Below are 18,057 nucleotides of genomic sequence, written 5' to 3'. Positions count from 1 at the left end.
TCACCCCCTTTCTAAACAAAATATGATTTAACCTTATAAAATAAAATAACCATAAATAAGACAATGAATACCAATACCATTCAAAAGGCAATATTTGCTATTAAAAGTCAAAGTAGTTCTTTGGTTAAATCAATTTCTTTACCAGAAACTCACGCCGGAATAACTTTAATTTGAATAAATAAATCCCAAAAATACAATTTTGTCATTTCTCAATCTAAATCTTTTCAAGCAACTAAAAACATAATAATTACCGCTTAAAAGGTCAAAAGAGTAGAAAAATAATTGCCGAGAACAGAATTACAATTATTAAAATTGAAAACAAAAATACAACTTGGGGCGGTAAATCGGCAGTTGGATAAATTAATTCAATTAACTCAATAATTATTTTTTTAAACATTTTCTAAACCTACTTTTTAATTTCTTTTTCATCTTGTTCTAATAAATTTCGCTTAAACTTTGCAATAAATATTCGTTGTGAATAAGTAAAGTCCTTTGGCAACTGCTTTGCTTCACTACCATATTTTTTTTTATCTTTAAAAAACCGATAAATATTAACTGCAATATAATATGCTAGTAATAATGTTAAAATCGTAAAAAACACTAATCCAAAAATACTCATTTTTCTTTTCTCCTTAATTTTTTAATTTTTAATTCTTATTTTTAATTGCATTCTTTCTTTCATTTTTTAATTCCTAATGTTTCGTTTTTCTTAGTTGATTTCTAAATCTTAAACTTTCTAACGAAGTATAATTTTCACTTTCAAAGTCTACATAATTAATATTTTTAAATTCATAGATTGCTCCGCACATTTTGGTTTTAAATTTATTAACTGTTGATTTTAAGTATTTTACAAATTCAGAATTTACAGTTCTATTAACAATATTATTCAAAGTATCGGTAAATACTTGTTTTCTAGTAATGGGATTTTGACAATTATATGAGAATTGATAAGCCTTGATATTTAAGTCATACTGGTTTAATGATTTTTCGTTCAGAACATTTTTAGTTGTATATTTAGAGCAATATTTTACAACCATTTCATTAGTGTTTTCACGAACTCTAATATTTTTGTTAATTCCATAAGGTCAAAATTGTAAAATAATTTTATGTGGTATTTTTTCGGTGATTAAAATATGAAAATGAATAACGCCTCGTTTTTGATATTCATAGGTATACAAGTACTTAATATTTTTATTTTTAACTTTAAATCAGTATTTTAATTTTTTAAAAAATTTATTTAAATCACGCTTACATTTTCTAATATCAAATTCATTAACATCAGCATAAGTAAGCGTTAAGAATGTAAGTTTTTTACAGTCTCAAAAATTATGATATGCCTTCCGAATGACATTAGATTTTGCACGAATATTGCTATTAAGCAGTTTTGTATCACAATTACCCTTATTTTTAACTCCATCAGCATTACGAGTATTTGCTTTGATGCGTTCTAACGGCATAACAATATTGCGAATATATTGACCGTAATAAATGGTTTTCATATAAAAATCAGTCGGATTTTGAGGTTGTAAATTCATATTTTATGCTCCCGTTTTAGATTTTCGCCAGTTGTGTTATTTAATCAAGTAATAGTCGGCTTCGCCGACTAACCCGCTAGCGGGCGGGGCATACGCCTTCCGCACCGCTTCGCAGACCGAAGTGATTATCAATTAACTGGACAAGTTTTTTTGATTTTTTGATAATTCAATTTTTTGCAAGTTAACTATTTTGGGGGTTTTTTCAAAAGTTAATTCGCAACTAAAAAATGATTTAACATTTTCTTTTAACAGTTTATAAATTTCTTGTTGTTCTAGATTGTTATCATCAATTCATAAAGCCTTTTGTTCGCCGGTAGGCTCAAATAAGTCATTTTCATAACGCAAAAATTCGGCAGAATAACCTGACATCATAGAGCCATCTTTATTTTTAAATATTTTTCTTTTTATACTAACTAATTTAACTTTAAACATTATTTTTTAAATTCCTTTTACTTTTATTTTTTAAAATTTTTTTAATATGATTAATAAATTTTTTCTCACAAGCAACATGCAAATATCGTTTATCACTAAATAGATGTAAACACCAGCGACATATTTTATAATCTATCGTTCCTTTCAAAATTTAAAAACCCTTTTCATCGCAAGAATTACAGATTCCAACTGTATTTTTATTACCAACAACATAACTTTCGTTGTCGCATTCAATACAAAATATTACTGCCAAAAGAAAACACCCCCTAAAAGTTTGTAGAAAACAAAATCTTGTCATATGTATATGGTTTCTACAAATTGAAGAAAGTTTTGTATTGCAAAATTGGCATAATTATGCACAATCACTACTTGAATTTAGTAATGATTACCCGCTAATTTCGTTTGGTAAAAGTTCATAACTTAATATATGAACTTTTAATAATCAAAAAACTGTTCCGGCAATAGATTTACAGTGGCCAACTTCATTATGAGTTAAAACAACAAAAAATGAACCTAATAAAGTACATAATGAATATATTGGTTCTTATGATGACATTAATAAATCAAAACAGTCCGTTGATTTATCATTTTGAGCGTGAGAAGAAGATTATATTTTAGGAATGAGTGTTAAAATTACTTGTGCTTCTTTTCATAATACGAGTTTTTTAGGATATTCAATATTTTTAAATGGATTAAGATTTTCGGTTTAATTTTAAAAAACCTAAGGTAATTTACTTTAGGTTTTTTAATTTGAAGATTTTTTTGTTATTGGAAAAAAATGATTGAGTACTAAAATAAGTTTATATAATTATTAATGATATAATATATTGAAAAATTGACTTAGGAGTAGAAAAGTAATGAAACAAAATAAATATGATGATCCAATTTTTTTTGATAAATATAAACAAATGGCAAGAAGTGTTGATGGTTTGAAAGCAGCTGGGGAGTGACATATATTTCAAAAGTTGTTACCGAGTTTAAATAATAAAAGGGTTTTAGATTTAGGATGTGGATTTGGTTGGCATTGTCAATATGCTGTTGAGCAAGGGGCATCATCAGTAGTAGGAATTGATATCTCAGAAAAAATGCTAAATGTAGCAAGAGAAATGACGCCAATTGAAATTCAATATTTGCAAATGCCAATTGAAGATATTAATTTTCTTGCAAATTCATTTGATGTTGTTATTAGTTCGTTAACATTTCATTATATTGCGTCTTTTAGTAATATTTGTGCTAAAGTTTATGAATGTTTAGCAATTGGTGGTGCTTTTGTTTCTTCAGTTGAGCATCCGATATTTACTGCTAATTCCAATCAACAATGATGTGTTGATAATAACGATAAGCGGTTACATTGACCAATTGATAATTATTTTGATGAGGATATCCGAAAAACCAATTTCTTGGAAGTGGAAGTTTTGAAATATCATCGGACACTTACTACTTATATTAATACTTTAATTGAATGTGGTTTTAAAATAATAAGTGTTATTGAACCACAACCTGATAATGAGTTATTAAAAACAGATCCTTTAATGCAAGATGAATTGCGAAGACCTATGATGTTAATAATCTCTGTTAGCAAGTAATTTTTTTGCAATCATTATTATTTTTTATTACTAAAAATATAAGAAAGTAGTATAATTCTTAATAGGAGTGAAACAATATGGCACTATTTATTATTAAACATCCTTTAATTGATGATAAGTTAACAAGGTTACGAAAAAAAGATACGAATAGTAAGATTTTTAAAGAAAATGTTAATGAAATTACTAGGTTAATGGCTTATGAAGTTTTTCAGGATTTAAAGTTACAAGAAATTTCAATTGAAACGCCAATAGTTGCGACTACTGGTAAAAAAATTGCCCAAGATATTATTCTTGTTCCAGTTTTAAGAGCGGGTTTAGGAATGGTTGATGGAATGTTGGGATTGGTTCCTAATGCTAAAATTGGTCATATTGGTATTTATCGTGATGAAAAATCTTTGCAACCTAAGAAGTATTTAGAAAAAAAACCTAATAATGTGGAAAATAGTTATACAGTAATTTTGGATCCAATGTTAGCAACGGGTGGCACGGCAATAGCTGCAATTGATATTATTAAACAATGAAAAGTATCACATAATATTAAGTTTATTTGTTTATTAGCTGCCCCAGAAGGAATTGCAAAACTGGAAAAAGCGCATCCTGATATTAACATTTATACAGCTGCAGTTGATGAAAAGCTTAATGAAAACGGTTATATTGTTCCGGGTCTTGGTGATGCGGGAGATCGTTATTTTGATACACAGTAGATAGTTATAATGAAAAATATTAATTGGAAATATGAAAAACAAATAATGATTGTTTTTGGGTTGTTAATTTTTATTGGACTATTAGTAACAACAATTTTTACTATAATTAATTATTTATCTTGAAATTTGATTACTGGTTTTGTTACAACAAGTATTTTTAGTTTGTTGAATTATTTGTTGTTAATTTTTTTAACTTCGTATGTTATCCAAACAGGTCAATCAATTAATAAATTAGGAATAGGACTACTTTTTTTATTGCGAGTATTATTATATTTAATTCCTGTTCTGATTATTATGCTATTTAATGAATATTTTAATATTTTTAGTAGTATTTTTGGTTTAATACTTGCTTTTATTGCAACTTTAATTGTTAATATGTATAATGCTTTGATAGAAAAGAGGAACTTGAAGGATGAATCTTAAAATGTATGCAAGTTTTGAATTGTGAGATCCGTGAAAACTTGTTCCGCAAATAACAACGATTATTTTAACAACTTTAATTATTATTATTATCACTTTAATATACTTTTTTAAAGTAAAAAAACTTGATCCTAAAGCTGAACCGCGAGGGTTAGTATTAATTGTGGAACTTTGTGTTAAAGGTGTTGAAAATTTAGTTATTAGTATTTTAGGACCGAGTTTTAAATGATTAACATTATATTTCTTATATTTGTTGTCATACATTATTGTTGGTAATTTGTTAGCAATTGTTGGGTTTGAATCGCAGATGACATCGTATACAACAACATTTGCGATGGGATTAGTAACATTTATCGGGATTTATATTTTTGGCATTAAATTTCAAAGATTAGCTTTTTTTAAACGATATTTAAATCCATTAGAATTGTTAACGCAATTTGTGCCATTGGTTTCCATTTCATTTCGACTTTTTGGAAATATTTTAGGTGGCAGTATTATTATGGCGTTATTGTATCAATTTAGTGATTTAATTTCCCGACAAGTTCCAATTATTGGTCAAGTGAATTTTTTAGCAGGATTTTTAGCACCATTTTTTCATTTTTACTTTGATATCTTTTTTGGTGTTATTCAAGCGGTTATTTTTTCAATTTTAACATTAGTTTATTGAAAATTAGAAATTGGTGATGAAAAATCCGGTAGTAAAGAAGGTGCTATTAATAGGCGTGAAGCTGATGGATAATTGTTGCATTTAGTTCACAAAATATTTAATATAATGTCTAAAAGGAGGATAAGTAGATGATGAGTGTGGAAATAATAAATAGTATTAATACTGTAGGAGCGATTTTGGCTAGTGGTGATGTTTCATGAGGCAAATTTATTGGAGCAGGGATTGCTGTTTTAGGTTGTTTTGGTGCGGGGATTGGTCAAGGTTATGCTGCTGGTAAAGCTGCTGAGGCGGTAGGAAGAAATCCAGAAGCTAATGGTAAGATTAGAACAATGTTAATTATTGGTTGTGCCATTGCAGAAACTGGCGCTATTTATAGTCTTGTTATTGCTTTAATTTTGATATTTGTTGCGTAAGGAATAAGATTAGATGTTGTTAAGTTATTTAGCAATTTTTTATAAAATTGAACAAGAAAATATTATTAATCAATTATTTCCTAATGTGTGGGTATTCATTGCTCATATTTTAGCAACTGTTGTTTTATTAGTTGTTTTAGGTTTTTTTCTTTATAAACCTTTTAAACAATTAATGCGAAAGCGAAGAAGTATTATTAAAGATTTAATTGATGATGCGATTAGGAAACAAACACAAGCAACAAAGTATGAAACAGAAGCTAATTCGTTATTAAAGGATTCTAAAATGCAATCACAACAAATTATTGATGATGCTAAAGTGGAAGCTTTAACGCAAAGACAAGAAATTATTAATCAAGCGAGCATTGAGGCGAAGTTAATTGATGAACAGTCGCAAAGAGATATTTTAAAAGAGCGGATTAAAGCGGAAGAAAACATTCGTCAAGAGATTATTGATGTTGCTTTTAATATGGCACAAAATATTTTGGAAAAAGAGATTGATCGTGAACAAAATGAAGTTTTGATTGATGATTTTATTAAACAATTAGATTAGGAGTTAGTTTAATGATTCAAAATTGAGCATGAGCACTACTAAAGCTAGGCGAAGAAGAAAAACAACTTGACATTATGTTAAGGCAATCAATTCATTTAATTAAATTATTTTTTGAATATCCACGAATTATTGATATTTTGTCAACACATAATTTAGAAAAACAAAAACAAAAAAAGATTATTGATAAAATTTTTCAAGATAAAGCTAATGATATTTTTGTTAATTTTTTTAAATTATTAATTGATCGCAATAATTTTCGGCAAGTAAGATTAATTCTTAAAGTGTTTCGTAATCTGTGCAATGAAAGAGCAAATGTTTTTTATGGGATTGTTTTTTCAACGATAAAATTGCAAGAAGAAGTTATTGATAAAATTGAGAAGAAAATTGGAAAAATTTTACAACAAAAAGTGGAATTAATTAATAAAATTGATCTTAGTTTAATTGCGGGTATAAAAGTAAAAGTTCAAGATCAAATTTTTGATGGTTCAATAAAAGGACGATTATTAGCAATGAAACGAAATATTGAAAATAAGTAAGGCAGGTGATATTGATGTCATTTAAGGTAAATGAAATTGCTGATGTAATTAAAAGTCAAATTAAACATTATGGTAAAAAGATGGAATTAAGTGAAGAAGGGAGTGTTATTAGCGTCGGTGATGGAATTGCTGTGCTTCATGGTTTAGATAAAGCGATGCTGGGTGAATTATTACTTTTTGATAATGATGTTTATGGAATGGTTTTAAACTTAGAAGAAGATGCTGTCGGTGTTGTTTTAATGGGTGATGATACTTATATTAAGGAAGGCGATGCTGTTAAACGCACGAAACAAGTTGTTGAAACTGTTGTTGGTGATGAGTTACTAGGAAGAGTTGTTAATGCCTTAGGACAACCGATTGATGGTAAAGGTGCGATTAAAAGTAAAAAGAAACGCCCTGTTGAAAGAATTGCTCCGGGGGTTATGACGCGACAATCAGTTGATGAATCATTACAAACAGGTATTTTAGCAATTGATGCGATGATTCCTATTGGTAAAGGACAACGAGAATTAATTATTGGTGATCGCCAAACTGGTAAAACCGCCATTGCGATTGATACGATTTTGAATCAAAAAGGGAAAGATGTTAATTGTGTTTATGTTGCCATTGGTCAAAAATCTTCTACTGTTGCCCAAATTGTGGAACGATTAAAACAAACGGGAGCAATGAGTTATACGACGATTGTTGCTGCTGGAGCCAGTGAATTAGCACCATTACAATATTTAGCACCATATACGGGTATTACTATTGCTGAGGAATGAATGGAACAAGGGAAAGATGTTTTAATTGTTTATGATGATTTAAGTAAGCATGCGGTTGCATATCGGACAATGGCCTTGTTGTTACGAAGACCACCAGGGCGAGAAGCATATCCCGGTGATGTTTTTTACTTGCATTCACGATTGTTAGAACGAGCAGCAAGATTAAATAAAGATAATGGTAATGGTTCAATTACAGCGTTACCAATTATTGAAACGCAAGCTGGTGATATTTCAGCTTATATTCCGACAAATGTTATTTCTATTACGGATGGTCAAATTTTTTTAACTAGTCAATTATTTAATGCGGGGATTCGTCCCGCTGTTGATCTTGGACTTTCAGTTTCGCGAGTTGGTAGTGCTGCGCAAATTAAGGCCATTAAGCAGGTTGCGGGAACATTAAAGTTAGAATTAGCACAATATAATGAATTGCAAGCTTTTGCCCAATTTGGTTCGGACTTAGATGAGATGACAAAAAGAGTTTTAGAACATGGACAACGAGCGATTGATATTTTAAAACAAACGCAATATAATCCATTATCACAAACTAATCAAGCAATTTTATTATTAGCAATTAATTTACGAAGAATTCAATGAATTCCTTTAGATAAGATTTTATTGTTTAAAGAAAATATTATTACTTATTTTAAAAATAATAAAGAAGCTCATAAGATATATCAGGAATTAAAAAAAGTTAAAACCTTTTCTAAAGAGTTAAAAAGTAAAGTTGATACGGAAATTATTAAAGTAGTTTATCATTTAGTTAGTAAAATTGATAAATATGAAATTACGAGTTATGGGACAAAAGAACAATGAGAATTGTTATTGATTCAAGGTAAAATTAAAGTTAAAAAAGGTCGTCATTAATAGTTATGCCACAAGATTTTCGGATTAAAAATCGTATTCAAACAATTAATACGATTGGTAAAATTTCTCGTGCTTTACAATTAGTATCAACAGCAAAATTGAAAAAAGCTAGTAAAAGAATTCAAGAGATTAGACCTTATAGTGAAGAAATGTATGATGTTTTTCATCATATTATTAGCAATACTAATGATTCTATATATTTACAAAAAGATGCTGGTTCCCATTTTCGAACAGTATGAATTATTATTAATTCTAATATTGGTCTTTGTGCTGGTTATAACTATAATATTCATAAATTAGTCATCCCAGAAATTAAAAAAAGTGATTTATTAATTGTAATTGGTGCGAAAGGGATTAGTTATTATCAAAATCGTGATTATAATGTCATTAGTAGTTATTCTAATTTAGATTTAAATTTTGAATATCATCAAGCACAAGAAATTGGCTTTCAAGTTTTAAGTATGTTTAATAATAAAGAAATTGAACGGATTAAATTAGTTTATACAAAATTTATTAATAGTATTTCGTTTCAACCAACAGTATTGCAGTTGTTACCAATTGCTAAAATTAATACTCAGCAAAATTCATTGTTTGAGTTTGAACCGGATGCGCAAACGGTATTAGAAACAACAATTTTATTATATTTAAATACTATTATTTATAGTGCCATTAGTGAATCGCAAGTATCGGAACAAGCATCAAGAAGGTTAGCAATGGAAAATGCTACTAATAATGCTAATGAGTTGAAAGATAATTTAACATTGCAATATAATCGTTCTCGTCAAGCTAAAATAACGCAAGAGATTGCGGAAATTATTGCAGCGGCTGATAGTACAAATTAGGAAAGGAGATAATTATGAAAAAAGTTGAAAAACAAAAGCATAATGAAGGTAAAGTTATTCAAATTTTAGGACCAGTTATTGATATTCGTTTTTCGCATAACAATTTACCTAATTTGTATAATGCTGTGGAAATTGATAATAATGGTGAAAAGTTAGTTGTTGAAGTAATGCAAGCATTAGGCGATGATATTGTGAGAACAATTTCAATGGGACCAACAGAAGGATTAACTAGAGGTTTAAAAGCGATTGATACTGGAAAAGCAATTATGGTTCCCGTAGGAAAAGAAACTTTAGGAAAAATTTTTAATGTTTTAGGTGAACCGTTAGATGGTTCAATAATTCCCAAAGGAACCCGAAGAATGCCAATTCATCGTGTTGCTCCGAGTTATGAAGAACAAAGCACAACAGCGGAAATTTTAGAGACGGGAATAAAAGTAATTGATTTGTTAGTTCCATATGCTCGTGGTGGTAAGATTGGTCTTTTTGGTGGAGCTGGTGTTGGTAAAACGGTTTTGGTGCAAGAATTAATTAATAACATTGCTAAAGAACATGGTGGAATTTCTGTTTTTGCTGGTGTTGGTGAACGAACTCGTGAAGGGAATGATTTATATTATGAAATGATTGAAGCTAATGTTATTAATAAAACGGCATTAGTTTTTGGACAAATGAATGAACCTCCGGGTGCTAGAATGCGCGTGGCATTAACAGGATTAACAATGGCTGAGTATTTTCGTGATGAGCAAAATCAAGATGTGTTATTGTTTATTGATAATATTTTTCGTTTTACGCAAGCTGGAAGTGAAGTTTCGGCTTTATTAGGAAGAATGCCTTCAGCAGTAGGTTATCAGCCAACTTTAGCAACAGAAATGGGAGCTTTACAAGAAAGAATTACTTCAACAAAGAAAGGTTCAATTACATCGGTACAAGCAATTTATGTTCCCGCTGATGATTTAACCGATCCGGCGCCAGCAACTACTTTTAGTCATTTAGATGCTAGAACGGTATTAGATCGTAGTATTGCGGCTTTAGGGATTTATCCAGCGATTGACCCTTTAAGTTCTTCTTCGCGATTATTAGATCCAGAAGTTGTTGGTCAAGAACATTATCAAGTTGCTAGAAAAGTGCAACAAATTTTACAAAGATTTAAAGAATTACAAGATATTATTGCAATTTTGGGAATGGAAGAATTATCAGATGAAGATAAATTGCTTGTTAATCGTGCTAGAAAGATTCGAAATTTTTTATCCCAGTCATTTTCGGTTGCTGAAAAATTTACGGGAATGAAAGGTAGTTATGTTCCGATAGCAAAAACGATTCAAGGTTTTAAAGAAATATTAGCTGGTAAACATGATAAATTACCAGAACAAGCGTTTTTGTTTGTTGGTAGCATTGAAGAAGCGATTGCTAAGGCTAAAGAATTAGCAGAGGGTTAAAGTAATGGCGATAAAACTAAAAATTATAACACCATTAGGAATTTTCTTTGATGATGTTGTTGAAATTGTAACTGTTAAAACTACTGAAGGTTATATCGGAATTTTAGAACAACATATTCCTATTGTTGCTAATTTAGAAATAGCACAAATGTTTGTTAAACAACATAAAAAAACTTATAAGTTACTTATTTCTTCGGGAATATTATATTCAACAAAGAAAGAAGTTAAAATTTTAACTGATTATATTGAATATGATGATAAAGCGAAAGATCATTTATTACAGTTAGCAAAAGATCGGCATACTAAGATGACTAATTTTTAGTAGAAGGGAGTTTATTTGTGGATACGGCGTTATCAATTCATTTAATTAAAATTGCGATTTATTTAATTGCTTTTTTGTTTTCTAGTTTGGGAACTAGTGCTGTATTATGAAATAGCATTTTGAATCCTAAAAAACCTCGTGAGGCGTTGCTATTTTATTTTCTTGTTACCTTGGCGTTAACATATTTGGTGGGTAGTTTGTTTATTGCTTTTCTAGGGATTGAATTGTGAATAAAGTAATAATTTAATTAAAATACCTAACATTGTATAATGTTAGGTATTTTTGTTTAGAGAAATTATTGTTTTTCTAGGAGGGCTATTTTTTCCATATCAGCAATGGCAACATAAGGTAAGTTACGGAGTTTTTCTTGATAATCAAGACCATAACCAATAAGAAATTCTTGGGGGGCTTTAAAACCGGTTCAATCAGCGTTAAGTTCTACCTTTCTTCCTTTAGTTTTGTCTAATAATGTTACCATTTTTACGGTTTTAGCTCCTTTTAGAAATAAATATTCTTTGATGGTTAGTAAACTGGCACCACTTTCAATGATATCTTCAATAATTAAAATATCACGATTAGTAATATCTTGGTTAATGTCCATAATAATTTGCGGTGTGCTACTAGCTTCGGTTCCACCGTGGAAAGAAGCAATCGCCATAAAGTCAATTTCACATTCAATTGTTAAGTGACTAATAAATTCAGCTAAAAACGGAATACATCCTTTAAGAATTCCTAAAATAATAATTGTTGAGTCGTTAGCTTGATAGTATTTACTAATTTCTAATGCTAACGCTTTAGTTCGTTCAATTATTTGTTGATGGGTAAATAAAATTTCTTTAACCGCAGGATGTTTTTCCATTAATAAGCTCCTTATTTTTTTAGATATGTTAATATTTTACCGTTTTTTTGTTTATTTTAGTAGTTTTTTTAATCATTTGGTCGCGTTTAGTTTTCTTAGGTATTTTTTAAAAAAGAAAAAATAGTCATTTACTATAAATTATTTCAATATGCAAATTAAGTATATATTTCTTATGTATGATTTTTGTTGTAAAAAATTATTTTAATGTTGTTTTTATAAGCATTTTACTTAGTTTTTATAACCTTTTAATTAAGAATATGTTTGTTAATATTAAATATTTTGTTTTATTAATTATTTTTCAAGTAAAAAGGTAATAAATTTTTAGTTGCTTTTCTTTCAAAATTATTCAAATCTTTACCCACCTAACAAAACTTTATGCACCCTAATCATTTTTTAATTTTCTTTTTTGAATAATTGTTTGCTTAGCAAATTTTGTATTATTAGGTAATAGGTGCTGTCAAGTATTTTTATTACTAGTAAAAGTAATCATAATTACTTCACTATATAATTGTTTAATAATATTGCCTTGATGTTCTTTAATAATTTTATTAATTAGTTTTTGATGTTCGTATGGGAAAGAAATTGTATATTCATAAATTATTTCTAGTGGATATAGTTTAAGGTTTAAAAATAATTTTTGTAATCCAAATTTATAGGCGTGAATTAATCGTGATTTTCCTAAAAGGATTTTTCCAAAATAGCGAATGTTTAAAACAACGATATTAGTAATATTTTGTTTTTGTAAATAAGTAAGCATTGCAAATCCTGCGGTTCTGATTGGTTCTTTATCGTCATCATATTTTTGGATTTCATTATTATTGGTAATATAGCAATAACAATTATGTGTCGCTTTGGGGTCTAAATATTGATTAATGAATTGTCGGGCGTCTTTTTCGGTGGTAACATATTTAATAAGACAAATAAAACGCGAATTTTTAATTGTATATTCAATTTTGTGAAGAGCATCATCAATAACTTTCATTGTTTTTCACCGTTATTTCGTTTTAATTTTTATTTTGTTTAGTGTTATGATAGCATTAATAGTGGAAAATACATATAGAGGAGACTAGAGAGGTCGCGTTTAGTTTTCTTAGGTATTTTTTAAAAAAGAAAAAATAGTCATTTACTATAAATTATTTCAATATGCAAATTAAGTATATATTTCTTATGTATGATTTTTGTTGTAAAAAATTATTTTAATGTTGTTTTTATAAGCATTTTACTTAGTTTTTATAACCTTTTATTAAGAATATGTTTGTTAATATTAAATATTTTGTTTTATTAATTATTTTTCAAGTAAAAAGGTAATAAATTTTTAGTTGCTTTTCTTTCAAAATTATTCAAATCTTTACCCACCTAACAAAACTTTATGCGCCCGACTAGAGATGTTACAAGAATTATTAGAAAAAGCGAAAATCGAATTACAATCATTGGATAATAAACGCCGGTTAATTTTTCCTGAGGGTACTAATTCAAAAATTCAAGAAGTAGCACTCAAATTAAAAAGTGATAATTATATTGAACCAATTTTATGTTTTGAAAATAAGATAGATATTCCTAAAAGTTTGTTAGGAGCAGGTATTAAAACGATTGCGATTGATGATAGTTTAACTGATGAATTAGCCCAACAGTTGTTTACAATGCGTAAAAATAAAATTACTTTAGAAAAAGCTCAAGAATTAGTTCAAGAAACTAACTATTTTGCAACAATGCAATTAAAGAATAATAATGCTGATTGTTTGTTAGGGGGGATTGAGTATGCAACAAAAAATATTTTAGTCCCAGCATTACAAATTATTAAAACGACAAAAGATGTAGGAATTGCATCAAGTGCTAATTTACTAGTTAAAGATAATCAACGGTATGTATTTACTGATATTTCTTTAAATATTGACCCAACTACTGAACAATTAGTAAGTATTACAAAATCAGCAATTAATTTAGCTCATAAATTGGGCATAACATCGCCACAAGTAGCAATGTTATCTTTTTCTACTGCTAATAGTGCTAGTAGTGATTCGGTTATTAAAGTTCAAGAAGCAACAAAGATATTACAAAAAGAAAATTTAGATGCTTTAATTGAGGGTGAGATGCAGTTTGATAGTGCTTTGTTAGAAGAAGTACGAATGAAAAAAATGCCTTATTCAAAGATGAAAGGTAGTGCGGATATTTTTGTATTTCCTAATTTAGATGCTGGTAATATTGGTTATAAAATTGCTGAACGATTAGGGCAATATCATGCTGTTGGACCAATGATTTTAGGTTTAAATCAAGTTGTTAGTGATTTATCACGCGGGTCAACAGTGGAAGATATTTATTTGACAGCGATTTTAACAGCTTGAAGATCAATTTAAAATATTAATGAAAGGAAATAAAATGATGCTATCTAATTTAAAGAAAAAAATTTTAGTTATTAATACTGGTTCAAGTTCAATTAAGTTTCAGTTATATGAAATAACAACAAATAAAGAATTTAATCCAATTTGTAAGGGATTAGCAGAAAGAATTTTTGTTGATGGTAAAACGACGATTAAATATAATAATAATGAATTTGTTAGTGATACCCCGTTATCAAATCATAATGTGGCCGCAGAAGTTATTTTAGAACTTTTAAAATCACAAAATGTGATTCAAAATTTTAATGAAATTATTGCTGTGGGGCATCGCATTGTTCATGGCGGTGAAAAAATCAAAGAAAGTGTCTTTGTTAATGATGACATTACAAAGATAATTGCCGAAAATATTAAGTTGGCACCGTTACATAATCCTGCGGGGTTAAGTGCTTTAAAAGCATTTCAAGCGGTTGCTAACTGTCCGCATATTGCTGTTTTTGATACAACATTTCATACCACAATGCCAAAAATAAATTATATTTATCCCGTACCATATAATTGATATACTGATTATAATGTTCGAAGGTATGGATTTCATGGTATTAGTTATCATTATATTATTAATAAACTAAGTTTGATTATTAATAAACCGGTTAGTAATATTAATGCGATTGTTTGTCATTTAGGAAATGGTGCTAGTATTTGTGCAATTAAAAATGGGAAATCATATAATACATCAATGGGATTTACACCCTTAGCAGGATTAATGATGGGTTCTCGTAGTGGTGATATTGATCCAGCGATTCATCAATATATTGCTGAACAATTAAATTTAGATATTGTTGGTGTTGTTAATAAACTAAATAATGAATCTGGTTTATTGGGAGTTAGTCAAATTTCTTCTGATACGAGAGAAGTTAGTCAGGCTGCTAAGGATGGTAATAGTCAAGCACAATTTACCTTGGAATTATATGCTAAAAGAGTTGTTGATTATATTACTCAGTATCAAAATGATTTGGATAATAAGGTTGATGCGATTGTTTTTACGGCTGGTGTTGGTGAAAATAGTGCTTTAATTCGCGAAATGATTATTAAAAATATTAAAACTATGCCATTAGATTATAATCGTGGTAAGAATAACCAATCATATGATGATTATTTACAAATATCTAATGATTTGAGTTCGGTGGCGATTTATGCGATTCGAACTAATGAGGAATTAATGATTTGTGAAGAGACATATCGGTTATTAAATAATATTAATTAAATTAACATATTTTATAAAAAAACTGAAATTAATCAGTTTTTTTGTTTATTAAAGATTTTATTAGTATTTTAAAGTATGATAAAATTAATAATGTTATAGGCGAGAAATTAGAAACTGGAGCGATATATATGAAGTTTTTTAATAAATATAAAAGTGTTTTAAAAAGCATTAGAGCTGATGTTCAAGAAATTTTAAATCTAGATTTAGAAATGCAAGAATTATCTGCTGATAGTTTAAAAAATAAAACTAATGAATTTAAAAAGCGATTGGAAGCGGGTGCCACTATAGATGATATTTTAATTGAAGCTTTTGCTGTGGCGCGTGAAGCAACGAGAAGAGTTTCGGGATTACATGCTTTTGCTGTTCAGTTAGAAGGCGGTATTGTTTTACATAATGGTGATGTTGCGGAAATGCGAACTGGGGAAGGAAAAACTTTAACAGCGATTATGCCAATGTATTTGAATGCTTTACTTGGTAAGGGCGTTCATATTGTTACTGTTAATGAATATTTAGCACAGCGTGATGCTGAAATTAATGGAGCGGTGTTAGAATTTTTAGGTTTAACAGTTGGTGTTAATTTAAGAGATTTAAGTAATGACCAAAAGCGAAAAGCTTATTTGTGTGATGTTACATATACTACTAACTCGGAATTAGGATTTGATTATTTAAGAGATAATATGGTACATACTTATGATGAAAAAGTCCAACGCGGGTTGAATTTTGCAATTGTTGATGAGGCGGATTCAGTTTTAATTGATGAATCAAGAACACCGTTAATTATTTCTGGTGGTTCTAAAAGTCGTGAACCTTTATATGAAAATGCTGACCGGTTTGCTAAAAGTTTGGATAAAAAGGCAGATATTAAAATTGATTTAGAAACTAAGCAGGCAGCTTTAACAATATCTGGTGTTAAAAAGGCAGAAAAACATTTTGGTGTTAAAAACTTGTTTAGTTTGGAGCAATCAGAATTATTTCATCATATTTTAAATGCTTTAAAAGCTGTTCATGTTTTTACGAATGGGATTGAATATGTTGCTCAAAATGATGAAATAATTTTAGTTGATCAATTTACGGGGCGATTAATGCCAGGAAGAGCTTATAGTGATGGTTTACAACAAGCTTTACAAGCTAAAGAAGCAGTTACTATTGAACATGAAACAACAACGCTGGCAACAATTACTTATCAAAATTTCTTTCGCTTATATAATAAATTGAGTGGGATGACAGGAACAGCAAAAACGGAAGAAGAAGAGTTTATTAAGATTTATAATATGCGAGTAATGGAAATTCCTACTAATCTTCCAATCGTGAGAAAAGATGATACGGATTTAGTTTTTGCATCACAAAGTTCTAAATATAAGGCTTTACTTAAAGAAGTTAAAGAACGACATACCAAAGGGCAACCAATATTAATTGGAACAGCATCAATTACAACATCTGAGGAAGTATCAAATATTTTAAAAGAAGCTAAAATAGCTCATAATGTTTTGAATGCACGAAATCATGTTCAAGAAGCAGAAATTATTGCTGGTGCGGGACAAATTGGTGCTGTTACAATTGCTACGAATATGGCAGGAAGAGGTACTGATATTAAGTTAGGTGCTGGTGTTATTGCTTTAGGTGGTTTGGCTGTTTTAGGTACGGAACGAAATGAAGCGAGAAGAATTGATAATCAGTTACGGGGTAGATCGGGGCGTCAAGGAGATCCGGGTTATTCACGATTTTATCTTTCAGTAGAGGATGAATTAATGCTTCGTTTTGGTAGTAAAAAATTACAAGGATTATTTAGTCGTTTAGGCGATGACCATATTCAATCAAAATTGTTATCACGAAGTATTACTAATGCTCAGAAAAAAGTTGAAGGATTAAACTTTGATACTAGAAAGAATTTGTTGGATTATGATAATATTTTAGCTCAGCAAAGAGAAGTAATGTATGAACAACGGGATGCAATTTTACAAACTAAGGTTTATGCTCCATTAGTTGAAAGAATGATTTTTACTGTTAGTGGTGATTTATTGGATATTTTTACAAAAGAGATTAATAAAGAAATTATGATTGATTTTGTTAGTTTAGTAAAAAGTTTAGAAACAAAGTTAATTAATAGTAATCATGAATTAGATGCTAAAGAATTACGATCAATGACACGGCATGATGCTGTTTTAGCAATTAGTCGGGTAATTTTTAATCACTATGAGAAAACTATTGAAAATATTCCAGAAGTGATGTTATGAAAAATTGAAAATCAAATTATTTTACAAGCTTTTGATCATCATTGGACAGAACATATTGATGGTGCTAGTAAATTAAGAACGGGAATTTATTTACGAAGCTATGGACAGTCAAATCCATTACATGCATATATTGATGAATCAGCTCAATTATTTAATCGGATGCGAATTAATATTGCTCATCAAGTAGTTATTAGTTTATGTAGTTTAGAAATTGGTTCTGATATTGATGATGGTATATCCGATGAGGTAATGGAGGCTATTGAGAGGACAAAGGCAAAGCAAGGTGGTTAGGAAAAATT

22 protein-coding genes are annotated in these 18,057 nt (G+C 29.0%); 15 read left to right on the top strand and 7 right to left on the bottom strand.

Annotation, left to right across the window (positions count from 1 at the left end; all coding sequences use genetic code 4):
- Positions 1-11: 11 nt before the first annotated feature.
- From AAHF53_RS05315 to AAHF53_RS05295, 5 genes are all read right to left on the bottom strand, one after another.
- Positions 12-242 (bottom strand): hypothetical protein, encoded by a 231-nt coding sequence (locus AAHF53_RS05315; RefSeq protein WP_338981367.1) that lies wholly within the window; start codon positions 240-242, stop codon positions 12-14.
- Positions 243-406: 164 nt separating this feature from the next.
- A complete protein-coding gene (locus AAHF53_RS05310) occupies positions 407-619 on the bottom strand; it encodes a hypothetical protein (RefSeq protein WP_215825617.1) in 213 nt (70 codons plus the stop codon).
- Between the two features lie 73 nt (positions 620-692).
- Positions 693-1,535 (bottom strand): rolling circle replication-associated protein, encoded by an 843-nt coding sequence (locus tag AAHF53_RS05305; RefSeq protein WP_342189728.1) that lies wholly within the window; start codon positions 1,533-1,535, stop codon positions 693-695.
- Between the two features lie 132 nt (positions 1,536-1,667).
- On the bottom strand, positions 1,668-1,967 hold the full coding sequence (locus tag AAHF53_RS05300) for a hypothetical protein (protein ID WP_338966992.1): 300 nt from the start codon (positions 1,965-1,967) through the stop codon (positions 1,668-1,670).
- Positions 1,960-2,115 carry a hypothetical protein gene (locus tag AAHF53_RS05295; RefSeq protein ID WP_338966990.1) on the bottom strand — a complete coding sequence of 52 codons (156 nt, stop codon included), beginning with the start codon at positions 2,113-2,115 and terminating at the stop codon, positions 1,960-1,962. The genes AAHF53_RS05300 and AAHF53_RS05295 overlap by 8 nt, the downstream gene beginning before the upstream one ends.
- Positions 2,116-2,824: 709 nt before the next feature.
- Between AAHF53_RS05295 and AAHF53_RS05290 the strand changes: the two genes are divergently transcribed.
- From AAHF53_RS05290 to AAHF53_RS05235, 12 genes are all read left to right on the top strand, one after another.
- Positions 2,825-3,553 carry a class I SAM-dependent methyltransferase gene (locus AAHF53_RS05290; RefSeq protein ID WP_342189727.1) on the top strand — a complete coding sequence of 243 codons (729 nt, stop codon included), beginning with the start codon at positions 2,825-2,827 and terminating at the stop codon, positions 3,551-3,553.
- A gap of 77 nt (positions 3,554-3,630) precedes the next feature.
- Positions 3,631-4,257, top strand: a complete 627-nt coding sequence (gene upp, locus AAHF53_RS05285; RefSeq protein ID WP_338966889.1) for a uracil phosphoribosyltransferase — start codon at positions 3,631-3,633, stop codon at positions 4,255-4,257.
- 9 nt (positions 4,258-4,266) lie between these two features.
- Positions 4,267-4,680, top strand: coding sequence for an MG406 family protein (locus tag AAHF53_RS05280; RefSeq protein ID WP_338966887.1), 414 nt, complete (start codon positions 4,267-4,269; stop codon positions 4,678-4,680).
- Positions 4,670-5,416: a F0F1 ATP synthase subunit A gene (locus tag AAHF53_RS05275; RefSeq protein WP_342189726.1), complete on the top strand. Its 747-nt coding sequence runs from the start codon at positions 4,670-4,672 to the stop codon at positions 5,414-5,416. Before AAHF53_RS05280 ends, AAHF53_RS05275 begins: the two co-directional genes overlap by 11 nt.
- 56 nt (positions 5,417-5,472) lie before the next feature.
- Positions 5,473-5,757 carry an ATP synthase F0 subunit C gene (gene atpE, locus AAHF53_RS05270; RefSeq protein ID WP_342189725.1) on the top strand — a complete coding sequence of 95 codons (285 nt, stop codon included), beginning with the start codon at positions 5,473-5,475 and terminating at the stop codon, positions 5,755-5,757.
- A gap of 13 nt (positions 5,758-5,770) precedes the next feature.
- The gene (gene atpF / locus AAHF53_RS05265) at positions 5,771-6,307 is read left to right on the top strand and encodes a F0F1 ATP synthase subunit B (protein ID WP_342189724.1); all 537 of its coding nucleotides are present in this window, start codon (positions 5,771-5,773) and stop codon (positions 6,305-6,307) included.
- 11 nt (positions 6,308-6,318) lie between these two features.
- Positions 6,319-6,843, top strand: a complete 525-nt coding sequence (locus AAHF53_RS05260; protein ID WP_338966879.1) for a F0F1 ATP synthase subunit delta — start codon at positions 6,319-6,321, stop codon at positions 6,841-6,843.
- Between the two features lie 14 nt (positions 6,844-6,857).
- Positions 6,858-8,468 carry a F0F1 ATP synthase subunit alpha gene (gene atpA / locus AAHF53_RS05255; RefSeq protein WP_338966876.1) on the top strand — a complete coding sequence of 537 codons (1,611 nt, stop codon included), beginning with the start codon at positions 6,858-6,860 and terminating at the stop codon, positions 8,466-8,468.
- 5 nt (positions 8,469-8,473) lie between these two features.
- Positions 8,474-9,310, top strand: a complete 837-nt coding sequence (gene atpG, locus AAHF53_RS05250) for an ATP synthase F1 subunit gamma (RefSeq protein ID WP_338966874.1) — start codon at positions 8,474-8,476, stop codon at positions 9,308-9,310.
- A 14-nt stretch (positions 9,311-9,324) separates the two neighbouring features.
- Positions 9,325-10,743 (top strand): F0F1 ATP synthase subunit beta, encoded by a 1,419-nt coding sequence (atpD, locus tag AAHF53_RS05245; RefSeq protein ID WP_338966871.1) that lies wholly within the window; start codon positions 9,325-9,327, stop codon positions 10,741-10,743.
- Between the two features lie 4 nt (positions 10,744-10,747).
- Positions 10,748-11,065, top strand: a complete 318-nt coding sequence (locus tag AAHF53_RS05240; RefSeq protein ID WP_338966869.1) for a F0F1 ATP synthase subunit epsilon — start codon at positions 10,748-10,750, stop codon at positions 11,063-11,065.
- Between the two features lie 17 nt (positions 11,066-11,082).
- Entirely contained in the window at positions 11,083-11,304 is a 222-nt protein-coding gene (locus AAHF53_RS05235; protein WP_342189723.1) for a hypothetical protein, read from the top strand.
- Between the two features lie 56 nt (positions 11,305-11,360).
- Here the strand turns inward: AAHF53_RS05235 and hpt are convergent, their stop codons facing one another.
- Both hpt and AAHF53_RS05225 read right to left on the bottom strand, forming a co-directional pair.
- Positions 11,361-11,924, bottom strand: coding sequence for a hypoxanthine phosphoribosyltransferase (gene hpt, locus AAHF53_RS05230; protein ID WP_342189722.1), 564 nt, complete (start codon positions 11,922-11,924; stop codon positions 11,361-11,363).
- A 382-nt stretch (positions 11,925-12,306) separates the two neighbouring features.
- Positions 12,307-12,906 carry a YigZ family protein gene (locus tag AAHF53_RS05225; protein WP_338966861.1) on the bottom strand — a complete coding sequence of 200 codons (600 nt, stop codon included), beginning with the start codon at positions 12,904-12,906 and terminating at the stop codon, positions 12,307-12,309.
- Between the two features lie 337 nt (positions 12,907-13,243).
- On the opposite strand from AAHF53_RS05225, the gene AAHF53_RS05220 reads away from it, so the two are divergent.
- The 3 genes from AAHF53_RS05220 (at position 13,244) to secA (ending at position 18,049) form a co-directional block, all read left to right on the top strand.
- Complete coding sequence (locus AAHF53_RS05220) at positions 13,244-14,278, top strand: phosphotransacetylase (protein ID WP_342189721.1); 1,035 nt, start codon at positions 13,244-13,246, stop codon at positions 14,276-14,278.
- A 25-nt stretch (positions 14,279-14,303) separates the two neighbouring features.
- The gene (locus AAHF53_RS05215; protein ID WP_342189720.1) at positions 14,304-15,524 is read left to right on the top strand and encodes an acetate kinase; all 1,221 of its coding nucleotides are present in this window, start codon (positions 14,304-14,306) and stop codon (positions 15,522-15,524) included.
- A 128-nt stretch (positions 15,525-15,652) separates the two neighbouring features.
- Positions 15,653-18,049: a preprotein translocase subunit SecA gene (gene secA / locus AAHF53_RS05210; RefSeq protein WP_425289532.1), complete on the top strand. Its 2,397-nt coding sequence runs from the start codon at positions 15,653-15,655 to the stop codon at positions 18,047-18,049.
- Positions 18,050-18,057 lie beyond the last annotated feature (8 nt).

Source organism: Spiroplasma endosymbiont of Dilophus febrilis (assembly GCF_964030685.1).
Classification (GTDB): Bacteria; Bacillota_I; Bacilli_A; order Mycoplasmatales; family Nriv7; genus Nriv7.
The sequence above is the reverse complement of the archived record's forward strand: the minus strand, read 5'-3'. Positions and strand labels throughout refer to the sequence as shown.